The organism is Georgenia sp. G2120 (genome assembly GCF_055326485.1).
In genome coordinates this window covers 44,348-57,452 of the sequence record NZ_JBUZNL010000010.1, presented here as the reverse complement: position 1 = coordinate 57,452, position 13,105 = coordinate 44,348, and the positions used below count along the sequence as shown (strand labels likewise).

At 73.5% G+C, this 13,105-nt stretch carries 12 protein-coding genes; 10 read left to right on the top strand and 2 right to left on the bottom strand.

Translation table 11 applies throughout. The features are described from left to right. Nucleotides 1–19 precede the first annotated feature (19 nt). The 8 genes from rapZ (at nucleotide 20) to ACZLMO_RS11775 (ending at nucleotide 7,255) form a co-directional block, all read left to right on the top strand. Nucleotides 20–961, top strand: coding sequence for an RNase adapter RapZ (rapZ, locus tag ACZLMO_RS11810; protein WP_425714168.1), 942 nt, complete (start codon nucleotides 20–22; stop codon nucleotides 959–961). Further along, complete coding sequence (locus tag ACZLMO_RS11805) at nucleotides 961–2,004, top strand: gluconeogenesis factor YvcK family protein (RefSeq protein ID WP_425714167.1); 1,044 nt, start codon at nucleotides 961–963, stop codon at nucleotides 2,002–2,004. The genes rapZ and ACZLMO_RS11805 overlap by 1 nt, the downstream gene beginning before the upstream one ends. A gap of 11 nt (nucleotides 2,005–2,015) precedes the next feature. Beyond that, the gene (gene whiA / locus ACZLMO_RS11800) at nucleotides 2,016–2,996 is read left to right on the top strand and encodes a DNA-binding protein WhiA (protein ID WP_425714166.1); all 981 of its coding nucleotides are present in this window, start codon (nucleotides 2,016–2,018) and stop codon (nucleotides 2,994–2,996) included. Nucleotides 2,997–3,284: 288 nt separating this feature from the next. Then, nucleotides 3,285–4,292: a type I glyceraldehyde-3-phosphate dehydrogenase gene (gene gap / locus ACZLMO_RS11795; RefSeq protein ID WP_425714165.1), complete on the top strand. Its 1,008-nt coding sequence runs from the start codon at nucleotides 3,285–3,287 to the stop codon at nucleotides 4,290–4,292. Between the two features lie 114 nt (nucleotides 4,293–4,406). After that, entirely contained in the window at nucleotides 4,407–5,603 is a 1,197-nt protein-coding gene (locus ACZLMO_RS11790; RefSeq protein WP_425714164.1) for a phosphoglycerate kinase, read from the top strand. Then, nucleotides 5,600–6,391, top strand: coding sequence for a triose-phosphate isomerase (gene tpiA / locus ACZLMO_RS11785; protein WP_425714163.1), 792 nt, complete (start codon nucleotides 5,600–5,602; stop codon nucleotides 6,389–6,391). The genes ACZLMO_RS11790 and tpiA overlap by 4 nt, the downstream gene beginning before the upstream one ends. A 266-nt stretch (nucleotides 6,392–6,657) precedes the next feature. Next, nucleotides 6,658–6,903, top strand: coding sequence for a preprotein translocase subunit SecG (secG, locus tag ACZLMO_RS11780; protein ID WP_463653860.1), 246 nt, complete (start codon nucleotides 6,658–6,660; stop codon nucleotides 6,901–6,903). Nucleotide 6,904: 1 nt separating this feature from the next. Further along, nucleotides 6,905–7,255 carry an RNA polymerase-binding protein RbpA gene (locus ACZLMO_RS11775; protein WP_463653859.1) on the top strand — a complete coding sequence of 117 codons (351 nt, stop codon included), beginning with the start codon at nucleotides 6,905–6,907 and terminating at the stop codon, nucleotides 7,253–7,255. A gap of 190 nt (nucleotides 7,256–7,445) precedes the next feature. Here ACZLMO_RS11775 and tal read toward each other — a convergent pair whose 3' ends face one another. Continuing rightward, nucleotides 7,446–8,564: a transaldolase gene (gene tal / locus ACZLMO_RS11770; RefSeq protein ID WP_463653858.1), complete on the bottom strand. Its 1,119-nt coding sequence runs from the start codon at nucleotides 8,562–8,564 to the stop codon at nucleotides 7,446–7,448. Nucleotides 8,565–8,646: 82 nt separating this feature from the next. After that, nucleotides 8,647–10,776 (bottom strand): transketolase, encoded by a 2,130-nt coding sequence (gene tkt / locus ACZLMO_RS11765; RefSeq protein ID WP_463653857.1) that lies wholly within the window; start codon nucleotides 10,774–10,776, stop codon nucleotides 8,647–8,649. Between the two features lie 353 nt (nucleotides 10,777–11,129). On the opposite strand from tkt, the gene ACZLMO_RS11760 reads away from it, so the two are divergent. Next, the gene (locus ACZLMO_RS11760) at nucleotides 11,130–12,023 is read left to right on the top strand and encodes a heme o synthase (protein WP_425714239.1); all 894 of its coding nucleotides are present in this window, start codon (nucleotides 11,130–11,132) and stop codon (nucleotides 12,021–12,023) included. A gap of 97 nt (nucleotides 12,024–12,120) precedes the next feature. After that, on the top strand, nucleotides 12,121–13,065 hold the full coding sequence (locus tag ACZLMO_RS11755; RefSeq protein WP_463653856.1) for a site-specific tyrosine recombinase XerD: 945 nt from the start codon (nucleotides 12,121–12,123) through the stop codon (nucleotides 13,063–13,065). The last annotated feature ends 40 nt before the right edge of the window (nucleotides 13,066–13,105 follow it).

Sequence of the window (13,105 nt, the reverse complement as noted above, 5' to 3'; positions counted from 1 at the left end):
TCACTGGCACACTGTGCGCATGACTGACGGTGCCGACCCCCGCCCGCCGACGGTCCCCGACGGCATCCCGGAGCTCGACGAGTCCTCGCAGCTCCCCGAGGTGGAGCCCGCCGAGCTGCTCATCATCACGGGCATGTCGGGCGCCGGCCGCTCCCGCGCGGCGGCCGCCCTCGAGGACCTGTCGTGGTACGTCGTCGACAACCTGCCGCCGCGGCTGCTCGGCGCGCTCGCCGGGCTGCTCACGCCGGGCGCCGGGGTGCGCCGGCTGGCCGCGGTCGTCGACGTGCGCTCGGGCGCGTTCTTCTCCGAGCTCGTCGCCGTGCTCGCCGAGATGCGCGAGCGCGGCACCGACTACCGGATCATGTTCCTCGACGCGGACGACGCCGAGCTCGTGCGCCGGTACGAGTCCGTCCGGCGCCCGCACCCGCTCCAGGGGGACGGCCGGCTGCTCGACGGGATCACCGCGGAGCGCTCCCTGCTGCGGGACCTGCGCAGCCGGGCCGACGTCATCATCGAGACCACGGACCTGTCCGTGCACGACCTCGCGCGCCGGGTGCGCGAGGAGGCGGGCCAGAGCGTCGACCGCCAGGTGCGGCTGTCGATCATGTCCTTCGGGTTCAAGTACGGGCTCCCCCTCGACGCCGACCACGTGGTCGACGTCCGGTTCCTCACCAACCCGTACTGGGTCTCGGAGCTGCGCCACCTCACGGGCCAGGACGAGAAGGTCTCCGAGTACGTCCTCTCGCAGCCCGACGCCGGGCAGTTCGTCGAGAGCTACGTCGACACCATCGCGCCCGTGCTCGACCGGTACCTCGACGAGCTCAAGCCGTTCGTCACCATCGGCGTCGGCTGCACGGGCGGCAAGCACCGCTCGGTCGCCATCACCGAGCGGATGGCGCAGCTCTTCCGCGAGCGCGGCCAGATCGTCCGCACCCTGCACCGCGACGTGGGGCGCGAGTGATGGCGGTCCCGTCGCCGGGCAACCCCGGCTACTCGGGCGTGCCCGACGCGCTCGGCACCGGCGCCCGCGGGGCCAGGGTCGTCGCCCTCGGCGGCGGTCACGGGCTATCGGCCACCCTGTCCGCGGTCCGGCACCTCACGTCCGCGATCACGGCGATCGTCACGGTCGCCGACGACGGCGGCTCCTCGGGCCGCCTGCGGAGCGAGCTCGGCGTGCTGCCCCCCGGCGACCTGCGGATGGCGCTCTCGGCCCTGTGCGACGACGGCGAGTGGGGCCAGACCTGGCGCGACGTCCTCCAGCACCGCCTGCACTCCGAGGGCCCGCTCGACAACCACAGCGTGGGCAACATCCTCATCGTCGCCCTGTGGCGGATCCTCGGCGACGAGGTGCAGGGCCTCGAGTGGGTGGCGAGCCTGCTGGGCGTGCGGGGCCGCGTGGTTCCCATGTCCGCGGTCCCGCTCGACATCGAGGCCGACGTCGTCGTCCCGGGGACGGGGGAGGTGCGCGTGGTGCGCGGCCAGTCCCGGGTGGCCAAGGTCGACGGCCGGGTGCGGTCCGTGCGGCTGCTGCCCGCCGACCCGCCCGCTCGGCCGGAGGGCGTCGCGGCGGTGCGGGAGGCGGACTGGGTGATCCTCGGTCCCGGGTCCTGGTACACCTCGGTGGTGCCCCACCTGCTCGTGCCCGAGCTCGTCGACGCCCTGTGCACGACGACCGCCCACCGGGCGCTCATCCTCAACCTCTCGAACGACGACTCCGAGTCCGAGGGCATGACCGTCTCCGACCACCTGCGCTCGCTCCACGACCACGCACCGGACCTCCGGCTCGACGTCGTCGTCGCCGACCCGCTCGCCGTCGACGACCTCGACGAGCTCGAGCGGGCCGCCGCCGCCATCGGTGCGCGGACGCTGCTCAGGCAGGTGCGCGCGACCGGCGAGGTGGCCGTCCACGACCCGTTGCGGCTGGCCGCAGCCCTGCGCGACGCGATGGAGCGCATCGAGGGAGACGTCGACGCGACCGGACGCGCGGATGCGGCGGGGATGTGAAGATGGGCGTCATGTCTCTCACCGCGGCCGTCAAGGACGAGCTCGCCCGCGTCGACGTCCCCAAGGCCTCGGCCAAGCGCGCCGAGCTCTCGACGATCCTCCGCTTCGCCGGCGGGCTCCACATCGTCAGCGGACGCATCGTCCTCGAGGCCGAGCTCGACACCGCGATCGTCGCCCGCCGCCTGCGCACCGGGATCGACGAGCTGTTCGGCCTGCACGGCGACATCCTCGTGGTCTCACCCGGCGGCCTGCGGCGCACCACCCGGTACATCGTCCGGGTCGTCAAGGACGGCGAGGCCCTCGCCCGCCAGACCGGGCTCCTCGACAACCGCGGCCGGCCCGTCCGCGGGCTGCCGACCGCCGTCGTCGGCGCGGGCGTCGCCGAGGCGACCGCCGCCTGGCGCGGGGCGTTCCTCGTCCACGGCTCGCTGACGGAGCCGGGCCGCTCCTCGTCGCTCGAGATCACCTGCCCCGGTCCCGAGGCCGCCCTCGCCCTCGTGGGTTGCGCCCGCAGGCTCGGCGTGGCCGGGAAGAACCGGGAGGTCCGCGGCGTCGACCGGGTCGTCGTCCGTGACGGCGACGGCATCTCCGCGCTGCTCACCCGCATGGGTGCCCACGACGCCGTCCTCACGTGGGAGGAGCGCCGCACCCGGCGCGAGGTGCGCGGCACGGCGAACCGCCTGGCGAACTTCGACGACGCGAACCTGCGCCGGTCGGCCCGTGCCGCGGTCGCGGCCGGCGCCCGGGTCGAGCGCGCCTTCGCGATCCTCGGGGACGACGTGCCCGACCACCTCCTCGAGGCCGGCCGGCTGCGGATGGCGAACCGGCAGGCCTCCCTCGAGGAGCTCGGCGCCATGTCCGACCCGCCGATGACGAAGGACGCCGTGGCCGGCCGCATCCGTCGCCTCCTCGCGATGGCCGACCGCCGCGCGGAGGAGCTCGGCGTGCCGAGCACGCAGGCGGTCCTCCCGCCCGACGACGACGACGACTGACCGGTCCGCACCCGCTCCCGACCGCACCGGTGACGCCGCCCGGCCCCGTCGGGGGAGTGGTCGACGTCCGCCACTCCTCCCACCACCGGTGCCCGGCGGCGACCATCCGTGCAGGCACGTTCACCGCCGGCGGACGACGGACGATCGTCCCCCGTGCAGGTCCCCGCGACGCACTAGGATCGTTCGTGAGGGAGGACGGCGACGGCCCACGGGCCGAGGTGCCCGCCTCCCGACGGCCTGACCGACATGCGTGCGCCGGACCGGTGCACCGAGGAGGAGAGAACCACAGTGACCATCAAGGTTGGCATCAACGGCTTCGGCCGCATCGGACGGAACTTCACGCGCGCCCTGCTGCGGTCCGGCGCGGACGTCCAGATCGTCGGCATCAACGACCTCACCGACAACAAGACCCTGGCCCACCTGCTGAAGTACGACTCGATCTTCGGCGTCCTCGACGAGACGGTCACCTACGACGACGACTCGATCACGGTCGGCGACACGACGTTCCGCGCCTCCGCCGAGGCCGACCCGACCAAGCTCCCCTGGGGCGAGCTCGGCGCCGACATCGTCATCGAGTCGACCGGCCGCTTCACCGACGCGACCAAGGCGAAGGCCCACATCGAGGCCGGCGCCAAGAAGGTCATCATCTCCGCGCCCGGCAAGAACGAGGACGCCACCTTCGTCGTCGGTGTCAACCACACCGACTACGACCCGGCCGCCCACCACATCGTCTCCAACGCCTCGTGCACGACGAACTGCCTCGCGCCGATGGCCAAGGTTCTCGACGCCGAGTTCGGCATCGAGCGCGGCCTCATGACGACCATCCACGCGTACACCGCGGACCAGAACCTCCAGGACGGGCCGCACAAGGACCTGCGCCGCGCCCGCGCCGCCGCCCTGTCGATCATCCCGACCTCGACCGGTGCCGCGAAGGCCGTCTCCCTCGTGCTCCCGCAGCTCAAGGGCAAGCTCGACGGCTACGCGCTCCGCGTGCCGACCCCGACCGGCTCCGCCACGGACCTCACGTTCACGGCGACCAAGCCCGTCACGGTCGAGTCCGTCAACGCCGCCATGAAGAAGGCCGCGGAGAGCGAGGAGCTCAAGGGCATCCTCCAGTACACCGAGGACGAGATCGTCTCCTCGGACATCGTGGGCAACTCCCACACGTCGATCTTCGACGCCGGCCTCACCAAGGTCATCGACAACCAGGTCAAGGTCGTCTCCTGGTACGACAACGAGTTCGGCTACTCGTCCTCGCTCGTCACCCTCGCGAAGTACATCGGCGACCGTCTCTGACGCAGCCCCGTACCGGCCGACCGCGACGCCCGCACACAGCGCACTGCGCCGTGGGCGGGCGTCGCGGCCTGTCCGGCCGGCCCTGAGACCCTCTCGACGCAGAAGGAGTACCGCATGAAGACCATCGAGTCCCTCGGTGACCTCGCCGGTCGCCGCGTGCTCGTCCGCTCGGACTTCAACGTCCCGCTGGACGGCACCACGATCACCGACGACGGGCGCATCCGCGCCGCCCTGCCCACCCTCACGCGTCTGGCCGACGCCGGCGCGAAGGTCGTGGTCATGGCGCACCTCGGCCGCCCCAAGGGTGAGGTGCGGCCGGAGTTCAGCCTGGCCCCGGTCGCCGCCCGCCTCGGTGAGCTGCTCGGGCGCGAGGTCACCCTCGCCCCCGACGTCGTGGGCGACGGCGCGGCCGCCGCCGTCGAGGCCCTGGCCGACGGCCAGGTCCTCCTGCTCGAGAACGTCCGCTTCGACCCGCGCGAGAGCTCGAAGGACGACGCCGAGCGTCAGGCCATGGCCGCCGACCTCGCGCGGTTCGCCGACGCGTTCGTCTCCGACGGCTTCGGCGTGGTCCACCGCAAGCAGGCCTCGGTCTACGACATCGCCCAGGTCCTGCCCGCGGCCGCCGGGGAGCTCGTGCTCGCCGAGGTCGAGGCGCTGTCCCGCGCGACCACCGACCCGGAGCGCCCCTACGCGGTGGCCCTCGGCGGCTCGAAGGTCTCCGACAAGCTCGGCGTCATCGCCAACCTCATCGGCAAGGCCGACACGCTGCTCGTCGGTGGCGGCATGGCGTTCACGTTCCTGGGGGCCCAGGGCCACGAGGTCGGCACCTCGCTCCTCGAGGAGGACCAGCTCGACACGGTCCGCGGCTACCTCGACCAGGCCGCCGAGCGCGGCGTGCAGATCCTCCTGCCCTCCGACGTCGTCGTCGCGCCGGCGTTCGACGCCGAGGCACCGGCCACGACGGTCGCCGCCGATGCGATCCCCGCCGACCAGATGGGTCTCGACATCGGCCCGGAGACGTCCGCGGCGTACGCGGAGGCGATCGCCGGCGCGCGCACGGTCGTGTGGAACGGCCCCATGGGCGTCTTCGAGATGGCCCCGTTCGCCGCCGGCACGAAGGCGGTCGCCCAGGCGCTGTCCGACGCGGACGGCTACACCATCGTCGGCGGCGGCGACTCCGCCGCCGCCGTCCGGCTCCTCGGCTTCGACGAGTCGACCTTCTCCCACATCTCCACCGGCGGCGGTGCCTCCCTCGAGCTCCTCGAGGGCAAGGTGCTCCCCGGTCTCAGCGTCCTGGAGGACAACGCGTGACCACCCGCACCCCGCTGATGGCGGGCAACTGGAAGATGAACCTCGACCACCACGAGGCCACGCACCTCGTGCAGAAGCTCGCGTGGACCCTGGCCGACGCCAAGCACGACCACGAGCAGGTCGAGGTCGTCGTCGTCCCGCCGTACACGGACCTGCGGTCCGTGCAGACCCTGGTCGACGGCGACAAGCTGGAGATCCGCTACGGCGCGCAGGACGTCTCCGAGCACGCCTCGGGCGCCTACACCGGCGAGATCTCGGCGGCGATGCTCGCCAAGCTCGGCGTCACCCACGTCGTCGTCGGACACTCCGAGCGTCGCGAGTACCACGCCGAGGACGACGCGCTGGTGGGCCGCAAGGCTGCCGCCGCGCTCGGTGCGGGGATCACGCCGATCATCTGCGTCGGCGAGGGCCTCGACGTCCGCCAGGCCGGGCAGCACGTCGAGCACGTGACCGCCCAGGTCACCGGCGTGTTCGAGGCGCTGGACGCCGACCAGGCCGCCACGGTCGTCGTGGCGTACGAGCCCGTCTGGGCGATCGGCACCGGCGAGGTGGCCACGCCCGAGGACGCGCAGGAGGTATGCGCCGCCGTGCGCGCCCGCCTCGCCGAGCTCTACACCGCCGAGCTCGCGGACTCGGTCCGCGTCCTCTACGGCGGCTCGGTGAAGTCGGCGAACATCGCCGCCATCATGGCGGGCGAGGACGTCGACGGCGCGCTCGTCGGGGGCGCCAGCCTCAAGGCCGAGGAGTTCGCCGCGATCGTGCGCTACCAGCAGCACGTGGGCGGCTGACCCGAGCCACCAGGCACGACCCGCACGGCGGGGGAGGCGGTCGGATCGATCGCGTCCCCCGCCGTCGTCGTGCGTGGACGTACGGGCGTTCGCCCGACCGCCGTCCGGCTTCCGGGGTCCGGGGCCCGGGGTCCGACGGGAGCGTCCGGGCGAGGACGCCCCGTGCGCCGCGCCGCCTCGCGGGCCGCGTCCGGGCCCCCGCAGCATCGCTTATCATCGTCGGGGCGCCTCCTGGCGTCCCGCGTCGTTCCCGAGGAGTTGTGTCCGTGATCTGGCTCAAGGTCGTCCTGAGCGTGCTGCTCGTCCTGCTGAGCAGCGTGCTCGTCCTCTTCGTGCTCATGCACAAGGGACGCGGCGGCGGCCTGTCGGACATGTTCGGCGGCGGGCTCACCTCGTCCGTCGGCTCCTCCGGGGTCGCCGAGCGCAACCTCAACCGGCTGACCGTGGGCGTGTCCGTGGCGTGGGGCCTGTGCGTGGTCATGCTCGGCCTCATCATGAAGTTCGGAGACTGACATGGCCGGGGGGAACGCGATCCGGGGCTCGCGCGTAGGAGCGGGCCCGATGGGGGAGATGGAGCGCGGCGAGCTCGCCCCCCGCGTCAAGGTCACGTACTGGTGCGCGCAGGGCCACGAGTCGAGCCCGAGCTTCGCGGTCGACGCCGAGGTCGTGCCCCCCGAGACCTGGGACTGCCCCCGCTGCGGCCTGCCCGCCGGCCAGGACCGGGAGAACCCGCCGGACGCCCCGCGCAACGAGCCCTACAAGACCCACCTCGCGTACGTGAAGGAGCGCCGGTCGGACGACGACGGCGCGGCCCTCCTCGACGAGGCGCTCAGCGCCCTGCGCGCCCGCCGCGGCACGGCCTGACCCGACCGACCGGCGGTCGCCGGCTGCGCCCGCGCCGCCCTCCCACAGCTTCCCGCACGACGAACGACGACGGCCCGGTGGCCGGAGCCTGAGCTCCGCCACCGGGCCGTCGTCGTCGGGACGGGCGCGCCGCTCCGACCAGCGGGCCCGCACCCGCGGACGTCACGCCGTGGAGGTCACGCCGTGGAGGTCACGCCTTCGCCGCGTCCAGCGCCGAGCGCACCGTCTGCAGCAGCTCGTCCCAGGAGACCTCGAACTTGTGCACGCCCTCCTGCTCGAGCTTGTCGGTGACCTCGTCGATGTCGATCCCGACCGCCGCGAGCTCCTCGAGGACCCGCTGGGACTCCTCGGCGCGGCCGCTGACCGTGTCGCCGGTGACCTCCCCGTGGTCCGCTGTGGCGCGGAGCGTCTTCTCCGGCATCGTGTTGACGGTGTCGTCCGCGACGAGCTCCTCGACGTACATCGTGTCGCGGTACGCCTCGTCCTTCACGCCGGTCGAGGCCCACAGCGGACGCTGACGGTGGGCCCCGGCGGCGGCGAGCTCCGTGAAGCGGGGCGCGTCGAAGATCTCCTCGAACGCGGCGTAGGCGAGCCGGGCGTTGGCGATCGCGGTGCGCCCCCGCAGCGCCGTGGCCTCGGAGGTGCCGAGGGCGTCGAGCCGCTTGTCGATCTCGCCGTCCACGCGCGAGACGAAGAACGACGCGACGGAGCGGATGGTCGACAGGTCGATCCCCTTCTCCTGCGCGCGCTCGAGGCCGTCGAGGTAGGCGGCGGCGACGGCGCGGTAGCGGTCGAGGGAGAAGATGAGCGTGACGTTGACGCTGATGCCGTCGGCGATCGCGTCGGCGATGGCCGGCAGACCCTGCTCGGTGGCGGGGATCTTGATCATGGCGTTCGGGCGGTCGACGATCCGCCACAGCTCGCGCGCCTGGGCGATCGTGCCGGCGGTGTCGCGGGCCAGGCGCGGGTCGACCTCGATCGACACACGACCGTCCTGGCCGGCGGAGGCCTCGAACACCGGGGCCATCACGTCGCACGCGGCCCGCACGTCGTCGGTCGTGATCGTCGTGACGGCCTTCTCGAGGTCGGTGTCCGCGGCGGCGAGCTCGGCCACCTGGGCGTCGTAGGCGGACCCCTTCGACAGGGCACCGGCGAAGATCGTCGGGTTCGTCGTCACACCGACCACGTGGTCGGTGTCGATGAGCGCCTGCAGCGAGCCGTTCGTCAGCCGCTCGCGGGACAGGTCGTCGAGCCACACGGACACGCCGTGGGCGGAGAGCTGGGCCAGGGGGGTGGTTGCGTCGGTCATCTCGTCCTCCGGTGGGTGGGACGACGACGGGCCGCGGCCGATGCGTACCGGCCACGGCCCGTCGTCAGGGTGCACTGCGTGGTCAGGCCGAGGCGGCCTCGATCGATTCCTTCGCGGCGGCCACGACGGCGTCCGCCGTGATACCGAGCTTCTCCATGACGACGTCGCCGGCCGCCGAGGCGCCGTAGCCCTCGATCGACACGGACCTGCCGGCGTCGCCGACGATGCCGCGCCACGGCATGGCGAGGCCCGCCTCGACGCTCACGCGGGCGCGGACGCCGGCGGGCAGCACATCCTCGCGGTACGCCTCGTCCTGGTCGGCGAACCACTCGACGCTCGGCATCGACACGACGCGCGCCCCGACGCCCTCGGCCTGCAGCGTCTCGCGCGCGGCGAGGGCCAGCTGCACCTCGGAGCCCGTGGCGACGAGCAGGACGTCGACGGAGCCCGTGGGGCTGTCGGCGAGCACGTAGCCACCGCGGAGCACGCCCTCGGCGGACGTGAGGCCGGTGTCGCCGCCGCGCTCCGGGTTGGGCAGGTTCTGGCGGGACAGGACGAGGCCGACCGGGCGGTCGGTCCGCTCGAGGATGCCCCGCCACGCGGCGGCGGTCTCGGCGGCGTCGGCCGGTCGGACGACGTCCAGGTCGGGGATCGCGCGCAGGGCCGTCAGGTGCTCGATCGGCTGGTGGGTCGGGCCGTCCTCGCCGACGCCGACGGAGTCGTGCGTCCACACGTAGATCGACGGCGTGCCCATGATCGAGGCGACGCGCACCGCGGCACGCATGTAGTCGGAGAACACGAGGAACGTGCCGCCGTAGGGACGGGTGACGCTCGAGGCGGAGATGCCGTTGAGGATCGACCCCATCGCGTGCTCGCGGATGCCGAAGTGCAGCGTGCGGCCGTACTTGTCGCCGGGGAACTTCTTCGACGCGCGCTCCGCGGGCAGGAACGACGGCTCGCCCTCCATCGTCGTGTTGTTCGAGCCCGCGAGGTCGGCCGAGCCGCCCCACAGCTCGGGCAGGACGGGCGCGAGCGCGGTGAGGACCTGGCCCGACGCCTTGCGGGTCGAGACGGCCTTGCCGGCCTCGAACTCGGGCAGGGCGTCGGTCCACCCCTCGGGGAGCTCCTTGGCCACGAGGCGGTCGAGCAGGGCGGCGCGCTCGGGGGCTGCGGTCCGCCACGCGTCGTAGCTCTTCTCCCACGTGGCGCGCGCCGCGGACGCTCGCTCGGCGGCCTGCGTGCGCGTGCGCTCGATGACCTCGTCGGCCACCGCGAAGTGCTCCTCGGGGTCGAAGCCGAGGACCTTCTTGGTGCCCGCGACCTCCTCCTGGCCGAGCGCGGCGCCGTGCGCGGTGCCCGTGCCCTGGAGGGTCGGCGCCGGCCAGCCGATGACGGTCTTGAGCGCGATGAACGACGGGCGCTCGGTCTCCGCCTTCGCCGCCTCGATCGCGGCGTTCAGGGCGTCGACGTCCTCCTCGTACCCCGTGCCGCCCTTGGTGAAGTCGACGACCTGGACGTGCCAGCCGTAGGCCTCGTAGCGGGAGACGGTGTCCTCGGAGAACGCGATCGACGTGTCGTCCTCGATCGAGATCTCGTTGTCGTCCCAGAACACGACGAGGTTGCCGAGCTTCTGCGTGCCGGCGAGCGAGCTCGCCTCGGAGGTCACGCCCTCCTGCATGTCGCCGTCGGAGGCGATGACGTAGACGTGGTGGTCGAACGGCGAGGTGCCGGCGGCGGCGTCCGGGTCGAACAGGCCGCGCTCACGACGGCTCGCCATCGCCATGCCCACGGCGTTCGCCAGGCCCTGACCGAGCGGGCCCGTGGTCACCTCGACGCCGTCGGTGTGGTGGTACTCCGGGTGCCCGGGGGTCTTCGAGCCCCACGTGCGCAGCGACTGGATGTCCTCGAGCTCGAGGCCCCACCCGCCGAGGTAGAGCTGGACGTACTGGGTGAGCGAGGAGTGACCGGCGGAGAGCACGAACCGGTCGCGGCCGATCCAGCGGCTGTCCTTCGGGTCGTGCCGCATGACCTTCTGGTAGAGGAGGTAGGCGAGCGGGGCGAGGGACATCGCGGTCCCGGGGTGACCGTTGCCCGTCTTCTGGACGGCGTCGAGGGCGAGCAGCCGGGCGGTGTCCACCGCCTTGCGGTCGAGCTCGTCGAGCACCGGTGCGTGGTCGTTCACGTGTCCTCCAGTTCGTCGGGGTGCGCACATGGGCGCGGCGGATCTCCGTCCAGCCTAGTGCGCTGCCCGGGGAGTGGCACGTGCCTCCAGGGTGCCGCCGGGGCCGGGGGAGTGCGACCGGTAGACTGGCCGGACCCGTCCTCCACGCGCCGATCCTCTGCGCTCCTGGGGGGAGCGGGACAGGCAGAGAGGCGGTGCGCGTGCACGAGCGCGACCTGGTGAGCAGCCCGGAGGCCGCGACCGCGGCGGACGGCGCGGTCGAGCGTCCCGAGGGAGCGGACGCACGTCCCGACGACGCGCGGGCCACCGGAGCCGCCGACCGCACCGCCGCCGGCCGGGCCGGAGCCGCGGGCGCCCACGGCGCCGCGTCGCACCCCGGACCGCTGCACCCGGGCCGACGCCGGTCGCGGCTCGCCGCCTACGTCGCGCTGACGAAGCCCCGGATCATCGAGCTGCTGCTCGTCACCACGCTGCCCACGATGGTCCTCGCCGCCGACGGTTGGCCCGGGTGGTGGAAGGTCATCGTCGCGCTCGTGGGCGGGGCGATCGCCGCGGGCTCCGCCAACGCGTTCAACATGGTCCTCGACAGGGACATCGATGCGGTGATGAACCGGACCCGTGAGCGTCCGCTCGTCACCGGCGAGATCCGCCCGCGCGACGCGCTGGTCTTTGCGTCCGTCCTCGGCGTGGTCTCGGTCGCGTGGTTCGCGCTGCTGGCCAACCTCGTCGCGTCGGCGCTCACGCTGGCCGCGATCCTGCTCTACGTCGTCTTCTACACGATGATCCTCAAGCGCCGTACGAGCCAGAACATCGTGTGGGGCGGGGTGGCCGGCTGCATGCCGGTCGTCATCGGCTGGTCGGTCGTCACCGGCTCCCTCGACTGGCCGGCGCTCGTCCTCTTCCTCATCGTCTTCTTCTGGACGCCGCCGCACTACTGGCCGCTGTCGATGAAGTTCACCAAGGACTACCAGCGCGCCGGGGTGCCGATGCTCGGCGCCGTCAAGGGCGCCCCGACCGTCGCCACGCACGGGCTCGTCTACGCGGTACTCACCGTGGCCACCTCGCTCGCGCTGATCCCGGTCGCGTCGACCGGCTGGTTCTACGCCGTCGCCGCCGTGCTCTCGGGCGGCTGGTTCCTGCTCCAGTGCGCGCAGCTCGTCCGGCTGGCGGGCGACCCGCGCCGGGGGCGGAAGCAGGCCATGACCGTCTTCCACGGCTCGATCACCTACCTGTCGGTGCTCTTCCTCGCCGTCGCGATCGACCCGTTCGTCCCGTGACGACCGCGGGCCGGTCCCGGGCCGCAGGTCCGGTCCGGCCGGTCGTGGTCCCTGCGCTCCCGCCGGCCTCGCCGACCCCGTCCCCGGCTCCGCGCCCATGACCCGCGACGCGCTCGACGACGCGCTCGAGCAGTACCTCGCGCACGTCGCCGTCGAGCGGGGTCTGTCCGCGCACACCGTCGCCGCGTACCGGCGCGACCTCACCCGCTACACCGGCCACCTGCGCGCCCTCGGGCGCGCCCGCCTCGCCGACGTCACGGTCGACGACGTCGCGGCCTTCGCCGCGGTGCTCGCGGACGGCTCCGACGGCGGGCGACCGCTCGCCGCGTCCTCCGCCGCCCGGGCGGTCACCGCCGCCCGGGGCTGGCACCGGTTCGCCCTCGCGGAGGGTCTCGTCGCCGACGACGTCGCCGCCCGGGTCCGGCCGCCCGCCCAGGGCCGCCGCCTGCCGAAAGCCATCGGGGTGAGCGAGGTCGAGGCGATCATCGCCGCCGCCGGCGCCGCCGAGGAGCCCCTGGGCGTGCGGGACGCCGCGCTCGTCGAGGTCCTCTACGGCACGGGCGCCCGCATCTCGGAGGCGGTCGGGCTCGCGGTCGACGACGTGGACCTGGCCGACCACGCCGTGCGCCTGTTCGGCAAGGGCCGCAAGGAGCGGGTCGTGCCGCTCGGCGGCCCCGCGGCCGACGCCGTCGGCGCGTACCTCGTCCGCGGCCGGCCCGCGCTCGCCTCGAAGGGCCGGGGGACGGCGCACCTGTTCCTCAACACGCTCGGCCGCCCGCTCTCGCGCCAGAGCGCGTGGGCCGTGCTCCGTGCCGCGGGGGAGCGTGCGGGCCTGGCGGTCGACCACCTCTCGCCGCACACGCTGCGGCACTCGTTCGCCACGCACCTGCTCGCCGGGGGCGCCGACGTCCGCGTGGTGCAGGAGCTGCTCGGGCACGCGAGCGTGACGACCACCCAGATCTACACGCAGGTCACCGTCCAGGCCCTGCGGGAGGTCTACGCGACGAGCCACCCGCGCGCCCGTGCACCCCGCAGAGGCTGAGCCGCACGCGTCGGTGGGGTGGACCGGACGGGTGGGCGCC

Coding starts and splice junctions, on each gene's coding strand:
- rapZ (WP_425714168.1), top strand. CDS start 20: ATGACTGACGGTGCCGACCCCCGCCCGCCGACGGTCCCCGACGGCATC.
- ACZLMO_RS11755 (WP_463653856.1), top strand. CDS start 12,121: ATGACCCGCGACGCGCTCGACGACGCGCTCGAGCAGTACCTCGCGCAC.
- ACZLMO_RS11775 (WP_463653859.1), top strand. CDS start 6,905: ATGGCCGGGGGGAACGCGATCCGGGGCTCGCGCGTAGGAGCGGGCCCG.
- tkt (WP_463653857.1), bottom strand. CDS start 10,776: ATGTGCGCACCCCGACGAACTGGAGGACACGTGAACGACCACGCACCG.
- tal (WP_463653858.1), bottom strand. CDS start 8,564: ATGACCGACGCAACCACCCCCCTGGCCCAGCTCTCCGCCCACGGCGTG.
- whiA (WP_425714166.1), top strand. CDS start 2,016: ATGTCTCTCACCGCGGCCGTCAAGGACGAGCTCGCCCGCGTCGACGTC.
- ACZLMO_RS11790 (WP_425714164.1), top strand. CDS start 4,407: ATGAAGACCATCGAGTCCCTCGGTGACCTCGCCGGTCGCCGCGTGCTC.
- ACZLMO_RS11805 (WP_425714167.1), top strand. CDS start 961: ATGGCGGTCCCGTCGCCGGGCAACCCCGGCTACTCGGGCGTGCCCGAC.